The following is an 18431-nucleotide window of genomic DNA, read 5'->3' on the forward strand; positions in this document are numbered from 1 at the left end:
TTCGAGGAGCCGCCGCGGGCCCCGAGGGGAGGGCCGCGCCCGGGAGCAGGGCCACGCACCGGGGAGCGGCGCCCGCCTCGTGGCGCCAACGGGAGCACCGGGACTGGGCCGCTGGTCCGGGGGCCGGGGGCTCAGACGTCGAGGCGGCGCAGCAGCTCCGCAGGCGGGAGGCCGCCGTTGACGATGTAGTCGTGGAACACGGGCGAGGCCTGACATCCGGTGAAGACCTCCTCGGGGTGCAATTCGGCGGTGAAGGGCTCCCCGCCGCCGAAATCCCATTCGACCTCCACCCAGGCGCCGGGGTCCCGCACGGGTTCGCGCGCGACCCTGTAATGCTCGTAAGCGCCGTCCGGGTGGGTGACGCGGATCTCGACGGTCATAGCCGCCGCCGAGCCGCCGCACTGGATGTAGTTCCTGCGCGAGTAGTGGTCCAAGGGCACGTCCTCAGGGTCCTCGGCTCCCGGCGGCAGCGCCCACAGGATCAGCGCGTACCGGCGCGAGCCGTCGAAACGGCGGGGCGACTCGAGTGTCGCGCGGACCCAGTCGGCGAGCGCCCCGGGCGCCTGGGAGGCGTCGAACCTCTCGACCTCCCCTATCCCCGCGATCAACTCACTGCAGACGAACCGCCTCATCTCTCCTCCTGCACGGTGCCCGGCCCAGTCGTCCCAGCGTATCGGGCACCGCCCCGGCTGCGTCAAGGGACTGCAGCGGCTCCGGGCCTGCGGAGCGGGGCGGGCCGCGCGGGGGAACGGACGCGGCGCAACGGGGCCGCGTCAGGCGGGCGGGGAGCCGACCGGCCCTGCGGATGATCCGGCGCGCCCCTCCTCCAGGAGGCGGCGCAGCAGGGCCATGTCGTGGAGGTCCTCGGGGCGCGGATCGTAGCCCTCGTGGAGTTCCATCAGCCGGGAGGCGGTGGCGACCACGACCGAACGCCCGCTGATACTGCCGAGCGTGCGGTCGGCGGCGCGGTGGGCGAAGACCTGTGAGCCGAAACCCGCTTGCAGGCCGTCGCCCCTTTCGTCGACGTCCATCGGATGCAGATCGACGCCGAGGTCCCCTTTCCTGAGCTCCACGCGGATCGGCAGCCAATCCACGACCACCTGGTAGCCCCGTCCGCGCAGCCACTGGGACAGTTGGTCGCACGCGCCCGCCTCGACGATGACATCGAGGTCCCGGTGGCGGCGGGTGGCGCGTCCGACCAGCGCGTCGACCGCCCAGCCTCCTGTGATGACATGGACCGCCCCGTGCTGCTCCAACCAGTCGACGACAGCGATCACCTCATCGGCGTGCATTCCCCCGTCGACACCGTCGTTCCCGTTGGCCCGCATCATGGCTCCTCCTCCCGCATAGGCACGGCCGCCAATGCGCCGCCGTGGCTCCGGCCATCAGCGCAGCGCCCTGTTGACGGCGGAGATGACGGCCTTGTAGGAGGCGCGGGAGATGGACGGGTCGATGCCGACCCCCCACACGATCTGGCCGTCTATGGCGGCCTCCACGTAGGCGGCGGCCTTCGCGTCGCGGCCCTGGCTCATGGCGTGCTCGGAGTAGTCGAGGATGCGCACGTCCAGGTCGAACTCGTGGAGCGCGGAGACGAAGGCGTCGATGGGGCCCGTCCCCTTGGCGTTGACGGTGACGGGCGCGCCGGAGTCGATGAGGACCGTGGTGAGTTCGACGTGCTCGTCGTCGATGGTGCCGACCTGGCTGGAGCGCAACTCGAAGCGCCCCCACGGCTGCAGGCCGGGGGCCGCGGAGGTGGGCAGGTACTCGTCGGCGAAGACCGCCCACAGGGTATCGGCATCGATCTCGCCGCCGTAGGTGTCCGTGTGGCGCTGGATGATGCGGGAGAACTCCACCTGGAGGCGCCTGGGCAGCTCGAGGGCGTGGGCAGTGGACATGAGGTAGGCGACGCCGCCCTTGCCGGACTGGGAGTTGACGCGGACGACCGCCTCGTAGGAGCGCCCCACGTCGTGCGGGTCGATGGGCAGGTAGGGCAGCTCCCAGGGGACGGCGTTCTCGTCCCCGCCTGCAGCGGCGACTTTCGCGGCGCGGGCCGCGAAGCCCTTCTTGATGGCGTCCTGGTGGGAGCCGGAGAAGGACGTGTAGACGAGGTCTCCCACGTAGGGGGTGCGCGGCGGGGTGTCCATCTGCGTGCAGTACTCGACGGTGCGCCGGATGGCGTCCACGTCGGACAGGTCGACGCCCGGGTCGATGCCCTGGCTGAACAGGTTGAGCCCCAGGGTGACCAGATCGACGTTGCCGGTGCGCTCGCCCTGGCCCAGCAGGCAGCCCTCGATGCGGTCGGCCCCCGCCATCACCGCCAGCTCGGCGGAGGCGATGCCGGTTCCCCGGTCGTTGTGGGGGTGGGCGGACAGGGCGATGTGCTCGCGCCGCGACAGGTTGCGGCTCATGTACTCGATCTGGTCCGCGAACACGTTGGGGGTGGCGCGCTCGACGGTGGCGGGCAGGTTGAGGATGATCTCGCGGTCCGCGCCCGGCTGCCACACGTCCATGACCGCCTCGCAGATCTCCAGGGCGAAGTCGCGTTCGGTGTCGACGAAGATCTCGGGGGAGTACTCGAAACCGAAGACCGTGTCGTCGCCGAGGCGCTTCTCGGCTTGGGCGACGACCTCGCGGGTGCCGGTGACGGCCAGGTCGACGGTGGCGGCGCGGTCGGCCCGGAAGACGACCTCGCGGAAAACGGGGGCGGTGGCGTTGTACAGGTGCACGGTGGCGCGCGGGAACCCGACGATGGCCTCCACGGTGCGCTCGATGAGCTCGGACCGCGACTGGGTGAGCACGGAGACGGTGACATCGCCTGGGACGGCGTCGTCGTCGATGAGGGAGCGCACGAAGTCGAAGTCGGTCTGCGAGGCCGCGGGGAAGCCGATCTCGATCTCCTTGTAGCCCAGCCCCACGAGCAGGTCGAACATCCGGCGCTTGCGCGCGGGGTCCATGGGCTCGATGAGGGCCTGGTTCCCGTCGCGCAAGTCGGTTGACATCCAGCGCGGCGCCTTCGTGATGCGCTTGTCGGGCCACGTCCGGTCGGGCAGGCCGACGGGGTTGACGTCGAGGAAGGCCCGGTACTTCGCGGCGGGCATGGGAGAGCCGGAAGGAACGGGGACGCAGGATGTAGTCTTCACGCCGTGCAGTCTATCGGCGCGCCTTCGCCCGGGAGCAGGCGCTGCGCATGCTGGACGTGAGATACGGCGCGATCACCCCCGGACACGATGTGGCCGCCGAGCTCATAACGTGTGCGCAAGCCCATTCATATGTCATGATATTTGGGTCCAATGTCCCACACACCGACGCGCGGAGCATCAATGACACCCTTATTAGTCCCCTCGTCCTTCACCCCGTCGACGACGGCCGTCGCGGACAACGTTTTCCTCACCGCCATCGTGGGGCTCCTCCCCCTCGTCGTCTTCTTCGTCCTCATGGGCGTGTTCAAGGTGGCGACCCACTGGTGCTCACTCATCGCGCTCGCGCTCTCCATCGTCATCGCGGCCTTCGCCTTCCACATGCCGATCAGCATGACCCTCCTGGCCGGCACGCAGGGCGCGGCGATGGGCTTCATGCCGATCATCTACATCATTATCGCCGCCGTGTGGCTGTACAACCTCACCGAAAGGTCCGGACGCAGCGCCGACCTCAAGGCGGTCTTCAACACGATCGGACGGGGCGACCAGCGCGCCCAGGCCCTCATTGTCGCCTTCTGCTTCTGCGGCCTCCTCGAGGGCCTGGCCGGCTTCGGCGCCCCCGTCGCCATCACCTGCGCCATGCTGGTCACCCTGGGCGTGCCCAAGATCAAGGCCGCCGTCGTCACCGTCGTCGGAAACGCGATCAACGTCGGCTTCGGCGCCATGGCGATCCCCACGACGACAGCCGGGCGCCTCGGCGGCGGCGATCCGACCGTCGTCGCCACCGACATGGGACACCTGACCTGGGTCTTCTGCCTCTTCATCCCCTTCCTCATGCTCTTCATCCTGGACGGGGGCAGGGGCGTGCGCCAGCTGTGGCCCCTCGGCCTCGTCGCGGGCGCCGCAGCCGGAGCGGGCCACTTCCTCACACCCTCCGTCTCCTACGAACTGACCGCGGTCGTCGCCTCCCTGCTGGGCTTCGCGGCCTGCTACGTGTTCCTGCTGCTGTGGGGCCCCGCGACGCCCGAGGAGTGCGCGACCTCCACCGACGAGTCGGACAAGCCCACCGGGTCCCGCATCGGCCTGGCGCTCATGCCCTATGTGCTGGTCGTCGCCATCATCGCCGTCACCAAGCTGTGGAGGATCGGCGTGAGCCTGCCCGATCTGCTGAAATCGACAGACCTCGACATCCCCTGGCCGGGACTCTACGGCCACTTCCTGGCAGCCGATGGATCGGTCGTCAAAGGCCCCTACTACAACCTGCAGATCCTGTCCAACCCCGGCACCTGGATCTTCGTCGCCGGCATCATCGTGGCGATCGTGTACGGTCGGAACTCCTCCGGCGGCCGCTTCCAGACCTCGGTGGGCGAGATGTTCGCCGTCCTGCCGCGCACCATCTACTCGCTGCGCATGGCGATCCTGACGATCGCCTCCGTCATGGCCCTCGCCTTCGTCATGAACCTCTCCGGGCAGACCACCTCCATCGGCGCCGCGCTGGCCACGACGGGCGCGGCGTTCGCATTCCTCTCCCCCATCCTGGGGTGGATCGGCACGGCGGTCGCAGGTTCGGCGACCTCAGCGGGCGCCCTCTTCGCGAACCTCCAGTCCACTGCCGCCGCGGGCGCTGGCCTGGACCCGCACATCCTGCTGGCCGCCAACACGATCGGCGGTGGCATCGGCAAGATCGTCTCGCCCCAGAACCTGGCGATCGCGGCGACCTCGGTGGATTCGGAGGGATCGGACGCGGAGATCCTCAAGAAGGCCGCGCCCTACTCGATCGGCCTGCTCCTGGTCCTGTGCTCCCTGGTGCTCATCGCCTCACAGGGATGGCTGGGAGCGTACATGCCGCACTGATCCGCCTCAGATCGTCCTGTAGCCCCGAGAGACCCGCGTTTCTCGGGGCCTTACCCTGGTTGCCTCCTTATTACCCCCGCTTGTACCTTTGAAGCAGATGCAGGCTCCAGCGACACCCCATCGCCCTGCTATGCGCCCACCAGAAAGGCATGATCGGATGAAGACTCGTCTCCGCTTGCTCATCACGCTCGGAGCCGTCGCAGCCCTCACGGCCGCCTGCAACCCCATCGGCGCGAACTCGAGAACGAAGTACCCCGAGGACCCGCGCTTCGCGGAGTTCACTTACCAGACCGATGGCGAGATCAAGGTCCAAGAACGCACCGACTCCCTCAACGAGCGATGGCCGGGACTGAAGGCCACCGAGGGCCACGTGACCGTCGAGTACTCCCCGTCGGGGCTTCTGCCCAATCCCGATCCTGAGTTCTGGCTCACCGGCGTCGCCACCGTCCCTGACGACACGATCACCGCACTCATGGAGGGCACGACCGACTCCACCCTGCTGCCCGGCATCTACCCCGGCCTCTACCAGTACGTGCCCCAGGACTGCCACTTCTCCACCATCGACCCCACCCACGCGGAACAAGTCCTCGAGGGCGACGACATGCAGGTGAACAAGGAGTTCGGAACCCTGCCGATCAAGGAACTCGCAGCGTCCAGCGACTGCCACCTCGTCGTGGTGACGGGCAAGGGCCTCTCCGACTGACGCCGCGGAACTGCGGGCGGCGGACCCTTGTCAGAGAAGCCGCGGAGGAGTAGCCTCCGTGGTACCTGCGCTCCAGGACGGCTCCCGTGTTCCCGCCCACCGCTGATGGGCAGAGAGGCCCCTCCGATGACGACTACCGACGTTTCCGCGCCAACCCCTCCAACGCGACTGGAGACCTCGATCATGGGACCGACGTCCCTGGTGGTGGGGCTCATCCCCACCTGCGCCATGCTCCTCGGGCCCCTGGTGGCCCGAGGGCCCCTCTTCGAGGTTGTGCCGCTGGCCTTCTTCCTCGTCCTCGCCGCGCTCCCCCTGGCATTCGGCCTCGGCGTCGCAGCCCTTTCCTTCGACGTGCGCCGCGGGCGCCGCTGGGCGTGGGCGGGCGCGGGCGGCCTCGTCTTCGCAACCGCCCTGCCACTCATCACCTCCGCCATCCGCCTCCTCGGCGTCCGCTAGCGCCCCTCCACGAAGGAACCATCCAATGTCCGCCGCAGACCGGGCGCCCTCCCCGGGCACCGCACCCGCCTCCCGCCTCGCCGTCGCCGCCCTGGCCCTCGGCGCGGTCGCGTTCACGTTCCCGTTCCTGGAGGTGTTCTGGAACATCTCGTTGGTCGGGCCGTTCCAGTTCCCCTGGGTCGCGCTGCCCCTGAGCTGGACCGCCGTCGTCGTCGGCGTCACGGCGATCATCACGACCGCGCGAGGAGGCCGCCGGGGCATGTGGATGCCGGTTCTGGGAACGATCCTGGGCCTCGCGTTTCCCATCCTCGTCTCCATCGCCCCGTAATGGTCCACTCCCCGATCCCTCCGGCGCTTTGTTGTTGCGTATCCGACTCCATATAATTCCCGTGACCCACGGCACGCGGGTGCCAGTACGAGGGAAGGACGACGATGGAGTGGATTCCATGCGGGAGCGGGCATGAGCTCAGCATCCAGGACGGCGCGGTCGTCGCACGCAACTCCAAGGGCAGGGTCCTCAAATCCGTGCCCGCCGCGGCGAAGAAGACGCGCGAGTGGGAGGACTTGGACGCGGCCCTCGTCTTCCTCCACCAGCACGACGCCGAGGCGGGGGACGCGGTGCAGCGCTGGTTCCTGCGCTCCCTGCCCGTTCCCCGCGCCCTGCTCGCCGCCGTGTGGCCCGACGAGGCGTGGCGCTCGTGGCTGACCGACCTGGTCGTGTCCACCCCCGACGGCCGCCTCGCCGGGTTCCTGCGGGCCGCCGACGCCGACGGCCTGGGCGTGGTCGACCTGGACGGGGAGTCCGTGCGGATCGACGCCGAGCGCGTCCTCATCCCCCACCCCGCCATCATCCCCGACCTCGACGACCTGCGCGAATTCGCGGCCGAGCTGTCCCTGTCCCAGCGCTTCGACCAGCTGTTCCGGGAAGTCCACCGGCCGGATCCCGCCAACGCCGAGCGCACGCGGCTCACCGACTGGTCGGGGGGAGCCTTCGACCAGCTGCGCTTCGCCACCGGGCGCGCCGCCTCCTCCGGTTTCAAAGTCTCGGGCGGCTACGCCGTGTGCCCCGTGTACGAGGACGGGGCGCTCATCACCGCGCGCTACTGGATCGGGGCCGACGCCCCCGACTACGAGACCGAGACCGGGGACCTCCACTGGGTCCGCTCCGGCGACCCCGTCCCCATCGGGCAGGTCGGCCCCGTCGCCTACTCCGAGGGCGTGCGCATGGCCACCCGCATATACGCCGGCCGCAAACCCGACAAGACGGAGGGCGCCTGAGAACGGCGCCCGTTCTGGCAGTGAGGATCCGCAATGATCAACGACTCCACCATCGCCGCCCTGGGGGGCGTGGCCGCTTCTGCCGCGCCCGGGGCGTCCCCCGCACAGGCGCGCGCCTACACCCACCCCGCACTTCCCGGGCGCACCGTCGTGCGCCTCACCACCGACGCCCTCGCCCAAGTCGAGGACACCACCCTGGCCTCCCTGGGATTCACACACACCGGCACCCCCACCCCCGTCGGCCACACCCGCACCAGGACCACCGGCTTCCCCGAATGGCCCATCCTCACCGACCCCGCCAACGCGCGCCACGCCCTCAACCTGGTCGGCGACCTGCGCCGGATCGAGAAGACCGCGCGCGCGAAACCCGGCAACGCGAAGAAGGGGATCGACGAACTGGCGAGGATGCTCGACGAGTCGGCGCCGCACTTCCTGCCGACCTTCCTGGAGGAGGCGGCCCGGATCTTCCTGCGCAGCGACAACCGCGCCTACGCCACCCAGTACTTCGGGAAAGCCCGCGAGGCCGAGCGCGCCCACAGCCTCAACATCGACGAGGAGCGCCACCGCCAAGTGTTCCTCGAGTTCGCCCTGGCGGGCGCCGTGTCGGCCAAAGAACTGAGCGCCGAGGGCAAGGCCCTGCTGGAGCGCTACAGCGCGGGGGTCGCCCTCGACAGCTTCCTCACCCTCAACATCGAGCGCGTCAAGGGCGGTATGCCCCCTTATGGGGGGTTGGCCGCCGACGTGAGGCGCCTCGCCCAGGAGGCGGGAGCGGACCTGCTCGGCACCCAGGTCCACCTCCTGCGCCAGATCCTGTCCTCCCCCTCCGTCGAGCAGTCCTCCGCCGCGTTCTGGAAGCAGTTCCGGCGCGCCCTCGTGGAACTGGCGCGGAGCGACGAGGAGGCGAAGACAGTGGTAGCCCGCCTCGCTCCCCCATCGGTGGCGCCCGACGACTGGGTGGGCGTCCTGGATGACCTGGGGATCACCGGGGAACTCGTGGACGGCCGCCTCGACTGCCGGGAGTGGGTGGAGCGGTATACCCGGATGCTCCAGGGGACGTGGCGCGCGTCCTACCCCCGTGCGCTGTGCCTGCTGATCCGCCGTATGAAGGGGCTGGCGGGCAAGACGGTGGCGCTGTCCACCGGTTTGTACTCCCTGGAGCCGGAGATCCTCGACGCCATGCTGGAGGCCGGGGCCCGCGTCGTGTTCGACGCCGAACCGCCCTTCTACTCGTTCCTCCGCCTCGACCGGTGGGCAGCCTCCCCGGACCGGCCCGACCTGGACTTCCTCGCCGACTCCGACATGGTGCCCCTGGTCGTGCGGGGAATCGAGTCCGCGATGCGCTCCCACCTCGACACCCTCATCGCGCACTCGGGAACGCGGCGAATGCTGGGAGTGTGGGCCCAGCCCAGGCTCGGCGATGAACCGACCGCCGCCCAGGTCCTGGCCGAGGCCAAGCGCCTGTCCAAGCTGCTCACCCCCGTGGGGGCGCGCTCCTTCCCCGACCAGCTCGCCGCACTGGCCGCCCATCTCGACGGCCCCCGGTTGCTCGCCCGGACCCTGCGCGACGGCCTCGTCACGGAACTCACGTGGCCGGCGCTGGAAGCCGCCGCAGCGGAGTCCGGCGACGCCTCCCCCACCCTCCACGAGTCCTTCCCCGCCGTCGGCGTCGCGTCGAATGAGCACATCGTATGGGTCGATGGGGACCAGCGTGTCGCCGAGGCGCGATTCACCCCGAAGGCGGGCACCGCCCCGCAGCGCTGGGAGTACCTGCTGGTCGAGGGCGAGACTGCCTACCTGTGCCGCCACGACGACGGCACCACCGAGCTGACGTGGTCCAACAACCCGGGAGCGCAAGCGGACCAGGGGTACGTCTACTGGTGGCGGCCCTCGTGGGAATCCACCATGCTGCCCGTCCCCGGGGGCCGCCTGGTGGGCGAGCGGGTCGTGCGCGTGGGCGACTCCGAACAGCCCTTCAGCAGCGTCCGCCCACTGCTGAGCGAGGACGGGCACTACTGGCGCGTGGAGAGCAACCACGTCAACGAGGTCGATCCCCAGACCGGTGCCGTGGGACGCGAGTCGCTGCCCGGACCGCTGGCCGACCTCATCGCCCCCTACCTGCGCGACGGGTGGGAGCTGCAGCCCCACTCAGTTTCCTGGTGCCCGACCACCCCCACGACCGAGAGGTCCCTCGTGTCCACCGCCCAGGGCCGCCACGCGTGGGTGACCCTGAGCCGTGACGGCGAGTTCCTCCACCTCGACGCCGACGGGCACGTGTGCCGGGCCGGCTCCCGGAACACGATGGGGAGGATCAGCAGGCCGGGCGGGGGGCACTGGCTGGTCTCCGACGGCGCCCTCGCGCGCGAGGACGGCTCCCCCCTGCTGCGCACAGCGGGCGCGAACGGACTGGCCCACCTGCTCCACCGGGTCCCCCGCATCGGCTGGCACCAGTTCCGCGTCCGCGACGCGGCCGCCAGCGGGCGCCTGCGGGGCACCACCGAAGAGCAGGCGCAAACCCTGCTGGCGGCTGTGTCCGCTGCCTCCAGCGCCAACCCCGCCGAACCGGCAAATCCCCCGCAGGACCCGGCCGAAGTCCTCACCGACGCCGCCCGGGCCGCCGCGCGCGCCTTCTTGGGATCCGAGGACCCGGCACTCGTCGATGCCGTCGTGTGGGCGAGCGCCGGGGTGAAGAGGATCCTCCTGCTGGGGGCCGTCCCGGACGCCGCCGCGCCCGAGGCCCCGAGGAGCTTCCCCGGCGCGGAGGCGTCGTGCGTGGCACTGCGGTGGGCGACCGGGGACTGGGGGCGCGCGACCAGCCGCGAGGTCATCGGCAACGCAGTGCGCCGCCTCGCGGGCGAGAACGCCGCATCCGCCTACGCCGAGCAGTCCCTGCCCGTGGTCCTCGCCGAACCGCTCACACTGCTCTTCTCCGCCGCCCGCCCACTGGCACCGCGGGAGTTCGTCGAAGCAACGGCCGCGGCCTTCGGCGATGTGGCCGACCTGGGCCTGTACTCCCCCTCCTGCTGCGTCTTCGACATTCCCGGACTGCGCCAGGCCCTCCTAGGACGTGCCCCTCTGCCTGTCGTCGACACGCCCGACGGCCCCGCCGTCATGCTCGGCAGGTCCTCCTTCAACGTGACATCGAACGCTTCGGAGCGCTTCTACTCGCCCTCGGGGGGCGTGCCCTCAGCAGTTCATGGCATCGCCCCCCAGGTCGCCATGCGCGGGTGCGGCATCGACGCGGACACCATCATCGGGGCGCTCAGGACCCTCCTGTCCGACGGGGTGCCCGAATGGGACCCGGAGGCGGTGCGGCGCCTCGCAGAGGGCACCGGGTGGTCGCCGGCGGCCGCGGCGCTCTTCATGGCGGGGCTTCCCGGCGTCCAACCCTTCTCCGCGGGACCCCTCGCCAAGGACCTGCGCGCGCTCCTGGGCTTGAAGGCGAAGGAGGCGCGGGAGGGCCAGGAGTTCCTCATGGGCCTGGGATCAGCCGCACTGAGGCGCCTCGTCGCAGCGGCCGCCCACGACCCCGTCCGCTTCGTGCGCGAGGGGGCCGACGTCGACGCGGTGGTCGAGGCGTGGCGCCGTGAGGACGACGGCTCCTTCCATCTGCCAGGCCACCTCCTGGACGAGGCGGGGCGCGCCTTCCGCTACGGGGGCCGAGCCGCCCTCCTCGGGCTCGGCGGCTCCCCCGACGAGCAGAACCTGGACGCCTGGCTGTGGGCGGCGGCGCTCGCCCACCGCGACGACCCGCTGGCCGAGTGGCTGGTGGACGCCTACGAGTCGATGAAGCGCGCCTGCGCGACCACCCCCCTGACATGGTCGGTGTACGACCGGGGCGCGGCGCTGCGCCCCCTCCTGGGACTGCCCCCGGCCACCGAGGACCCGCCGAGGGGCCGCGCCGACTCAGCTGGGGCGTGGACCCTGACGGCTGACGGCTACAGCACGGCCATCACGTGGGATCCAGCCGCGTGCGCGGACATCCAGGCCGAGGCCCGCCTCGTGCGGGCACTGCCCTACGACGACGGGCACTACGAGAGGATCCGCGCGCGCCTCGACATCCTGTCGGGCGTGTACGACGCTGTGGCGGAGGATTTACGAGTGGTGCGGCCCGGCGCCCCCAAGGACCCCCTGTCCAGCGCGCCCCACGTCGTCGCCGACGTCCAGAAGGCCCTGGGCCTGCCCCAGGACGCTGCCCGCTACTGGCTGCAGATCCTCGCCCTGGCCGACCCCACCGACGCCAACATCCACACCTGGAACACCTGGACCCGCAAACAGCGCCTCAAAGCCACCGGGCCCCTGCTCGAAGCCGGACTGCTCGTCCAGGCCAAACGCGCACGCGCAGGGCGCACCGCCTTCCTGCCCGGCGGCTGGCAGGAGGCCACCAGCCCCCACAAACCCATGGAAGTGTGGAAAGCCCCCTTCTACGACCTCCTCAACACCCCCAAAGTCACCCCACGCCACCACACCGTCACACCCCTGACCACACTCGCCACCCTCTACGAGGACGCCTGGCACCGCTACACCACAGGCGACACCCCCGGATACACCGAACTCCGCACCACCCCCTACCGCAGACGATGATGGGAGGACCCATGGACACACCCCCCGAGCCCGGCGCCCAGCAGGTGCCGCCCCCGGAAGCGCGCTACGCCGACGAGCTCGCCCGCCTGGCCGAGGTCGACGGGCCCAGGCCCCCCGGATGGCTGCTCACGCCCTCGGCCGTCGTCTCCTTCGTGTGCGGTAACGCGCGCCTGGGTGTTTCCCGCAAGTTCGTGGGGGACCGGGCGCTGGTGGAGCGCTGCGTCATCACCCTGGCCGGGGAGCGCGCTCTGCTGCTGGTGGGCGAGCCGGGCACAGCCAAGTCGATGCTCTCCGAACTGCTGGCGGCCGCGATCTGCGGGACTTCGGGCCTGACGGTGCAGGGCAGCGCCGGGACCACCGAGGACCAGCTGCGCTACGGGTGGAACTACGCCCAACTGCTGGCCCGGGGCCCCAGCGAGGACGCACTGGTCCCCTCCCCCGTCCTCGCCGCCATGCGCTCGGGGCGGGTGGCCCGCGTCGAGGAGATCACCCGCTGCCTGCCCGAGGTGCAGGACGCCCTCGTTTCCGTCCTCTCCGAGCGGCGCCTCGCAGTGCCCGAACTGGGCGAGTACGCCATCCACGCCGCGCCCGGTTTCTGCGTGATCGCCACCGCGAACCTGCGCGACCGGGGCGTGACGGAGATGAGCGCCGCCCTCAAACGGCGTTTCAACTTCGAGGCCGTCACCCCGATCGCGAGCGCCGAGGAGGAGGTCGCCCTGGTCATGGAGAAGACGGAGCGCGCCCTCGCCGCCGTGGGCGCGCCCGCGAGCGCCGACCGCGTGGTCGTGGAGGCCCTGGTCACCGCCTTCAGGGACCTGCGCGGTGGGGTCAGCCAGGAGGGGTGGTCCGTGGAGAAGCCCTCGACGGTCCTGTCCACCGCCGAGGCGGTCGCCGTCTCCGGGTCCATCGCCCTGGCGGGCGCGTTCTTCCCCCACGCCAAGGACGGGGTGCGGTTGATCCCCGGCCAGCTGCTCGGCGCGGTGCGCAAGGACGACTCCGACGACGGGGCGCGCCTGTTGGCCTACTGGGACTCTGTCGTCAAACGCCGGGCGGCGCAGGGAATGCGCACGTGGGAGCAGCTGTGGGAGCTGCGCGGCGCGCTCGAGCAGTGACGGGGGCGACGTGGGTGTGAACGCGGACGGGGAAGTCGCGGCGCTGGCGGCCTCGCGCGCCCCGTTCCTGATCGGGGTGCGCCACCACTCGCCCGCGCTGGCCGTCGCCATCCCCCGACTGCTCGACAGTTTCAGCCCGGACGTGCTCGCAGTCGAATTGCCCGCGCAGGCGCGGGCGTGGGTGGATTGGCTCGCCCACCCGGAGACGGTGGCCCCCGTTGCCCTGGCGTTCAGCCGAGGCGAGGGCATGAGTTTCTACCCCTTCGCGGACTTCTCCCCGGAGTTGGCGGCACTGCGCTGGGCGCGCGGCGCGGGCGCCGAGGTCGCGTGCGTCGATCTGCCCGTCGGCGCCGGTCCCGGCGACGGGGGCGCCGAGGCGGGGGACGGTAGCCCCGGCCCGGCGGGGGCGGAACCGGGTGGCGGCGGCCGTCCAAGCCCGGCGGGGGCGCACCCCAATAGCGACCGTCCAAGCCCGGCGGGGGCGCACCCCGGTGGCGGCGGCTCCAGGGGGCCGGGCACGGCGGAGGCCGGCCCGGGCGACCCCCGCGGGCGCCTCGCCCTCGAGGAGCGCGCGGGCTGCGGCCCGGGGGACGCGCAGGAGGCGTGGGACAGGCTCGTCGAGGCGCGGGCGCCCGCCTCGTCCCCCGAGCAGATCCGCGTGGCCGCCCTGGCCAACGGGTGGGCGATGCGCGCCGACGAGGGGTCCGTGGACGCCCGGACTGCGGCGCGCGAGGAGTGGATGCGCGCCGCCGTGGCCGCTCTGGTCGGGAGCGGTCGCAAGGTGGCGGCCCTGGTCGGTGCCTTCCACGCCCCCGCCCTGCTCCGGCTCGAAGCGGACGGGGCCCGCACCCTGCCCGAACCCGACGAGGTCCGCGCCGCCCTGGTGGGCTACTCCTTCGACCACTTGGACTCCCGCTCTGGGTACCCCTCGGGCATCCGCGACCCCGGGTGGCGCCAGCTGGTCCTCGACTCCGGACTGGACCCCGCCGCCCTCGAGTCCGGCGCCGTCGGGGTCATCACCTCCATCACGCGGGCCCTGCGCGCGGCCGGGTTCCCCGCCGGCCCCGGGGAGGCGGCCGAAACGGCGCGGCTCGCGCTGGACCTGGCGGCGCTGCGGGGGCTGGCCGCCCCCTCGCGGCGCGAACTCATCGAGGCTGTGACCAGCGTCCTGGCGCAGGGGGAGGTGCTGGGGCGCGGGCGCGCGGTGGCCGACGCCCTGGAACAGGTCCTGGTGGGCACCCGGACGGGACGGCCCGCGCCGGGCGTGCCCGCCTCGCCATTGCGGGAGGCGGTCGCCTCGGAGCTGGCCTCCGCGGGCCTGCCCACCACCGGTGGCAAGCGCTTGTCCCTCACCCCGGGCCGGGGTGGGGCGGACCTGGCGCGCTCGGTGCTCCTGCGGCGCCTGTGCGCCGGGGGCATCGCCTACGGCCGGCCGCTCGGGGCGGCGACCACCCGGGGCGCCGAGGCGCTGGCGGAGCCGTGGGACGTGTCGTGGAGCGCGGCCACGGACGCCAGCATCGAACTCGCTTCCTCCCGGGGGCTCACCCCCGAACAGGTGGCGCGCACGGCCCTGCTCACGCGGGGGGTGGAGGAGCCCGCCAACGTGATCGCCCTGCTGCGCGAGGCCGCCGCCTGCGCCTGCCCCTCCGCCGTGGAGCGGGCGCTGGCCGCCGCCCAGGCGATGGCGTCGACCGTTGGCTTCGCTGACGCGGTCGCCCTGGGGACGGCCCTGGCCGACGTGTCGCGCTGCCACATCCCCGCCTCCTCGCTGCTGCCCGCGCGGTGCCGCGAGCGGAGCGAGGAGTTGGGCGCGCTCCTCGCATCGGCTGCGCTGCGCGAGATCCGGGGCATCGAGGGGTCGGACGACGTGGCCGACGCCTCGGCGCTGGCGGCCTTCGCCTCAACCGGGGCGCCCCAGGGGCTCTCCCTGGACCACGCGCTGCGCCGCTTGGCCGCAGTGGGCTCCCCGCTCATGCAGGGCGCGGCCGCTGGGCTCCTCATCGACCAGGAGGGGGCCGCCTCGCGGATCGCCTCGTGGTTGGACGCCCCGACGGCGAGGGCGCGCTCGGCCCTGCGCCGCAGGGTCGCCGGCCTGCTCGCCGCCGCAGGCCCGCGTTTCGACACCGCGCCCGCCGCCCTCGCCCTCGTCGACCGGGTGGGTTCCATGCCCGACGACACGTTCACGGCGCTGCTGCCCGCGCTGCGCGGCGGCTTCGACGTCCTGGAGGAGGAGGCGCGGGAGAGGCTGCTCGTCGACCTGGCGCCCTCCTTGGGGCCGGGGCGCGCCCTGGTGCTCTCCCCCGATGACACGGTCGCCGTGGCCCGCCATGACGCCGGGGCGCGGGCGCGCCTGGAGGCGCTGGGCCTGGCGGACCTCGTTTTCACTCCGCCGCAGCGGTGGCGCCTCGTCCTGGGGCTCCGCCGGGGGGACGAGGGCCCCCGCGAGCTCCGCCTCGCCTCGGCGCTCGACGAGCTCTACGGGCGACCCCGCTCCGACGCCCTTGACGGGCGGTCGCGCAGTGCGGGCCTCGGCCCCTCCCAGTTGGGCGTGCGCCAGTGGGAGCAGGAGATCGAGGCCCTGTTCGGGCGCGGCGAGGTCGAGGAGATCTTCGGAGAGGCCGCGCAGCGGGGGCGAGGCGATGTCCTGGAGCGCCTCGACCCCGATTCGGTGCGCCCCTCCGTGGAGCTGCTCACCACCGCCCTGTCCCTGGCGGGGGCACTGCCCGAGGCGCGCCTGGCGAAGCTGCGGCCCCTGGTCGCCCGCCTCACCCGCGACCTGGCCGAGGAGCTGGCGGTGCGGATGCGCCCGGCCCTCAGTGCCTTGGCGTCGGCTGCTCCGACGCGGCGTCCCAATGGGCGCCTCGACCTTCCCCGGACGCTGCGCGCGAACCTGCGCCACGTCGCCGACCTCGACGGGCGGCCCCAGGTGGTCCCCGTGCACCCGGTGTTCCACGCGACTCGGGCCCGCCAGGTCGATTGGCGGCTCGTCCTCCTCGTCGACGTGTCGGGCTCGATGTCGCAGTCCGTGGTCTACAGCGCGCTGACGGCGGCCGTCCTGGCGCAGTCGGGGTGCCTGTCGGTGGACTTCCTGGCGTTCAGCTCGGAGGTCATCGACTTCTCAGGCCGGGTGGACGATCCTTTGTCGCTGCTGCTGGAGGTGGAGATCGGGGGCGGCACGGACATCGCGGGGGCGATGCGGGTGGCGCGCTCGCGCCTGCGCGTCCCCTCGCGGACCCTGGTGGTCGTGGTCTCCGACTTCGAGGAGTTCGGGTCCGTGGACGCCCTGGTCGGGGAGGTCGAGGCGATGCGGGCCTCGGGCGCGGTCCTGCTGGGGTGCGCGGCCCTCAACGACTCGGGGGAGGGCGTGTACAACGCGGGAGTCGCCTCCCGGGTGGCCGCGGCGGGTATGCGCGTGGCGGCGCTGTCCCCCCTGGACCTGGCGCGCTGGGTGGGGGCCGTTGTGAGGGAGGCGCCATGACGCGGATCAGTCCGGGCCTGCTGGCCCGGATCGTCGACGCCCTGGCCCCCCGGGTGCGCAAACGCGTGGACGCCTATCTGGCGGAGGGGGTCGAGGCGGGGCCCGCGACCCGGGTGGCGGGCGCCACCGTGCGCCTGGCCGATGTCGGGGTCCTCACCGAGGAGGACCAGATCGTCTGCGATTGCCTGTTGGCTCCCCGCTGCGCCCACCGCGCGGTGGTGGCCCTGTCCCTGGAGGTCGCCGGCGACGGGCCCGAGGCGGGCGGTGGAGGGGAGGAGCGCTGCGCGAACAGCGGACCGGCGCCCGGGGAAGACCCCGCCGCGTCCGGCGACAGTCCAGCACCCGGGGAGGCGCCGGCCGGGGCCCCGGCGGGCGGCTCGGGGACCGGGAGCCCCACGGCGCCGGCCGGCAGCGGCGGAGGAACGGGCGGCGGACCTACGGGAAGCGGATGCGACGCGGCGACGGGGGGCGCGCCCCTCAGCGCCGCCCAGCGCGCCACCGCCGACGCGGTCCTGGATCACCTCGGCGAGATCCTGCAAGTGGGGGCCGCGCGCATGGGCTCCCTGCACCGGGCGATGGTCGCCAAGGACCTCCACGCCCTGCGCCTCCGGGGATTCGTCACCGCCGACCGGGCGCTCACCGCCTTCCTCTCCTCCCTGGGCGCGGCCCCCGCCCCACGCGCCGCGGCATTCGCCTCGGCCGCCCTCAACCTGCACCTCCTGACACGTCCCGGCGCCACCGCCGACCCCGCACTCCTCGGCCGCGCGCGCCAGGGGTACAGGGAGGTCGGCGGCCTTTCCCTCACCCCCCTTTACGCCGAACCGGTCCTGGCAGCGTCGGGGTTCGCCGGGGCACAAGCGGTCTTCACCGACTCCTCGGGGGCCACGTGGTCGGTGGCGCGCGTGCGCCCGGGGGATGCCTCGTCGGTCCCCGCCGCGTACGCGGCCGAGCCCGTCTGGCGGGAGCTCAGCGCCCCGATCCGGCAGTTGTCGCGCCACCGGCTGCTCGTCGCGCGGGCCAGCGCCCGAGGCGACGGCCGCCTCAGCGCGGGGGCCGCGGTCCGCGCCTCGATGGGCGCCGCCCACACCGGTTGGGAGGGCGTGCCCGGGCCCTTCGAGGTCGTCGAGGGGCCCGTCAGCGGCGGCGACCGGCGGGGCATTGTCGTCGCGGGCCGCTCCCTGGCGCTGAAGGAGGCGGCCCGGGCACTGGGCGCGGGCTTGGCGGCCGAGCTGTTCGGGCTGGCCGTGGGCGCGCGCGTGCGCTGCCTGGTCCTGGGCGGCGAACTGCTGGGCATGACCGCGCGCGAGGGCGCCATCCACGTGCCGGACGGCCTGGGGGGCGTGTGGTGGCCCGGCCTCGACCGCGTCACCCGTTCCTGGGTGGGGGCCCTGCCCGAGGGGGCAGGTGTGCCGCGCCCGGGGGACGGCGTGGGCGCCTCCGGGCCGTCCCAGGTCCGCGAGGTCGTGGGGCGCTGGTGCCAGCGGGTCCTCGACGCGGGGCCCAGCGTGCTCGCCTCCCCCGCGCTCGAGCGGGACCGGGCGTGGGCGGTGGCTGCGGGGGCGCCGTTCGCCTCCCGACTGCTGGGGGGCATGGAGGCGGCCACCCACCAGGGGAGCCGCCGTTTCGACGGGACGTGGGAGGCGGACGCGCCGGCGCTCTTGGTCGCCTGGCTGGCCGCCAGCCAGTACTAGGGCCACCGTCCAAACGTGGGTCGTGACATCACACTCCACCAATGCGTATGATCTAATTCATAAAAATCGATATTGACACAGTTATCAAACAACTTAGGATTACCTTATGGGTTTGACTCATAGTAGTAGCGTCCTGTGTAG

Annotated in this window: 12 protein-coding genes; 9 read left to right on the forward strand and 3 right to left on the reverse strand. The window is 72.4% G+C overall.

Annotated features, from left to right (window positions below):
* Window positions 1-131: 131 nt before the first annotated feature.
* From G447_RS0102635 to leuA, 3 genes are all read right to left on the reverse strand, one after another.
* Window positions 132-632 carry a hypothetical protein gene (locus tag G447_RS0102635; RefSeq protein ID WP_026429934.1) on the reverse strand — a complete coding sequence of 167 codons (501 nt, stop codon included), beginning with the start codon at window positions 630-632 and terminating at the stop codon, window positions 132-134.
* Between the two features lie 141 nt (window positions 633-773).
* Window positions 774-1331 carry a nucleotidyltransferase domain-containing protein gene (locus tag G447_RS0102640; RefSeq protein WP_051226217.1) on the reverse strand — a complete coding sequence of 186 codons (558 nt, stop codon included), beginning with the start codon at window positions 1329-1331 and terminating at the stop codon, window positions 774-776.
* Between the two features lie 54 nt (window positions 1332-1385).
* On the reverse strand, window positions 1386-3098 hold the full coding sequence (leuA, locus tag G447_RS0102645) for a 2-isopropylmalate synthase (protein ID WP_207382532.1): 1713 nt from the start codon (window positions 3096-3098) through the stop codon (window positions 1386-1388).
* A 222-nt stretch (window positions 3099-3320) separates the two neighbouring features.
* On the opposite strand from leuA, the gene G447_RS0102650 reads away from it, so the two are divergent.
* From G447_RS0102650 to G447_RS0102690, 9 genes are all read left to right on the forward strand, one after another.
* Entirely contained in the window at window positions 3321-4991 is a 1671-nt protein-coding gene (locus G447_RS0102650) for an L-lactate permease (protein ID WP_026429937.1), read from the forward strand.
* Between the two features lie 157 nt (window positions 4992-5148).
* Window positions 5149-5694: a hypothetical protein gene (locus tag G447_RS0102655; protein WP_026429938.1), complete on the forward strand. Its 546-nt coding sequence runs from the start codon at window positions 5149-5151 to the stop codon at window positions 5692-5694.
* 183 nt (window positions 5695-5877) lie between these two features.
* Complete coding sequence (locus G447_RS0102660; RefSeq protein WP_026429939.1) at window positions 5878-6150, forward strand: hypothetical protein; 273 nt, start codon at window positions 5878-5880, stop codon at window positions 6148-6150.
* A 25-nt stretch (window positions 6151-6175) separates the two neighbouring features.
* Complete coding sequence (locus G447_RS0102665) at window positions 6176-6478, forward strand: hypothetical protein (RefSeq protein WP_026429940.1); 303 nt, start codon at window positions 6176-6178, stop codon at window positions 6476-6478.
* A gap of 104 nt (window positions 6479-6582) precedes the next feature.
* Window positions 6583-7428 carry a DUF4132 domain-containing protein gene (locus tag G447_RS0102670; protein ID WP_026429941.1) on the forward strand — a complete coding sequence of 282 codons (846 nt, stop codon included), beginning with the start codon at window positions 6583-6585 and terminating at the stop codon, window positions 7426-7428.
* A gap of 33 nt (window positions 7429-7461) precedes the next feature.
* Window positions 7462-12009 (forward strand): hypothetical protein, encoded by a 4548-nt coding sequence (locus G447_RS10935; protein ID WP_034476119.1) that lies wholly within the window; start codon window positions 7462-7464, stop codon window positions 12007-12009.
* A gap of 11 nt (window positions 12010-12020) precedes the next feature.
* Window positions 12021-13121, forward strand: a complete 1101-nt coding sequence (locus G447_RS0102680) for an ATP-binding protein (RefSeq protein WP_026429942.1) — start codon at window positions 12021-12023, stop codon at window positions 13119-13121.
* A gap of 10 nt (window positions 13122-13131) precedes the next feature.
* Complete coding sequence (locus tag G447_RS0102685) at window positions 13132-16599, forward strand: DUF5682 family protein (protein ID WP_026429943.1); 3468 nt, start codon at window positions 13132-13134, stop codon at window positions 16597-16599.
* Window positions 16596-18290, forward strand: coding sequence for a hypothetical protein (locus G447_RS0102690; protein WP_026429944.1), 1695 nt, complete (start codon window positions 16596-16598; stop codon window positions 18288-18290). The genes G447_RS0102685 and G447_RS0102690 overlap by 4 nt, the downstream gene beginning before the upstream one ends.
* Window positions 18291-18431 lie beyond the last annotated feature (141 nt).

The sequence above is a fragment of the Schaalia georgiae DSM 6843 genome (genome assembly GCF_000429245.1).
In the GTDB taxonomy this organism is placed as follows: Bacteria; Actinomycetota; Actinomycetes; order Actinomycetales; family Actinomycetaceae; genus Pauljensenia; species Pauljensenia georgiae.

Coding starts and splice junctions, on each gene's coding strand:
- G447_RS0102670 (WP_026429941.1), top strand. CDS start 6,583: ATGGAGTGGATTCCATGCGGGAGCGGGCATGAGCTCAGCATCCAGGAC.
- G447_RS0102680 (WP_026429942.1), top strand. CDS start 12,021: ATGGACACACCCCCCGAGCCCGGCGCCCAGCAGGTGCCGCCCCCGGAA.
- G447_RS10935 (WP_034476119.1), top strand. CDS start 7,462: ATGATCAACGACTCCACCATCGCCGCCCTGGGGGGCGTGGCCGCTTCT.
- G447_RS0102690 (WP_026429944.1), top strand. CDS start 16,596: ATGACGCGGATCAGTCCGGGCCTGCTGGCCCGGATCGTCGACGCCCTG.
- G447_RS0102650 (WP_026429937.1), top strand. CDS start 3,321: ATGACACCCTTATTAGTCCCCTCGTCCTTCACCCCGTCGACGACGGCC.
- G447_RS0102655 (WP_026429938.1), top strand. CDS start 5,149: ATGAAGACTCGTCTCCGCTTGCTCATCACGCTCGGAGCCGTCGCAGCC.
- G447_RS0102665 (WP_026429940.1), top strand. CDS start 6,176: ATGTCCGCCGCAGACCGGGCGCCCTCCCCGGGCACCGCACCCGCCTCC.
- G447_RS0102660 (WP_026429939.1), top strand. CDS start 5,878: ATGGGACCGACGTCCCTGGTGGTGGGGCTCATCCCCACCTGCGCCATG.
- G447_RS0102635 (WP_026429934.1), bottom strand. CDS start 632: ATGAGGCGGTTCGTCTGCAGTGAGTTGATCGCGGGGATAGGGGAGGTC.
- G447_RS0102640 (WP_051226217.1), bottom strand. CDS start 1,331: ATGATGCGGGCCAACGGGAACGACGGTGTCGACGGGGGAATGCACGCC.
- leuA (WP_207382532.1), bottom strand. CDS start 3,098: ATGCCCGCCGCGAAGTACCGGGCCTTCCTCGACGTCAACCCCGTCGGC.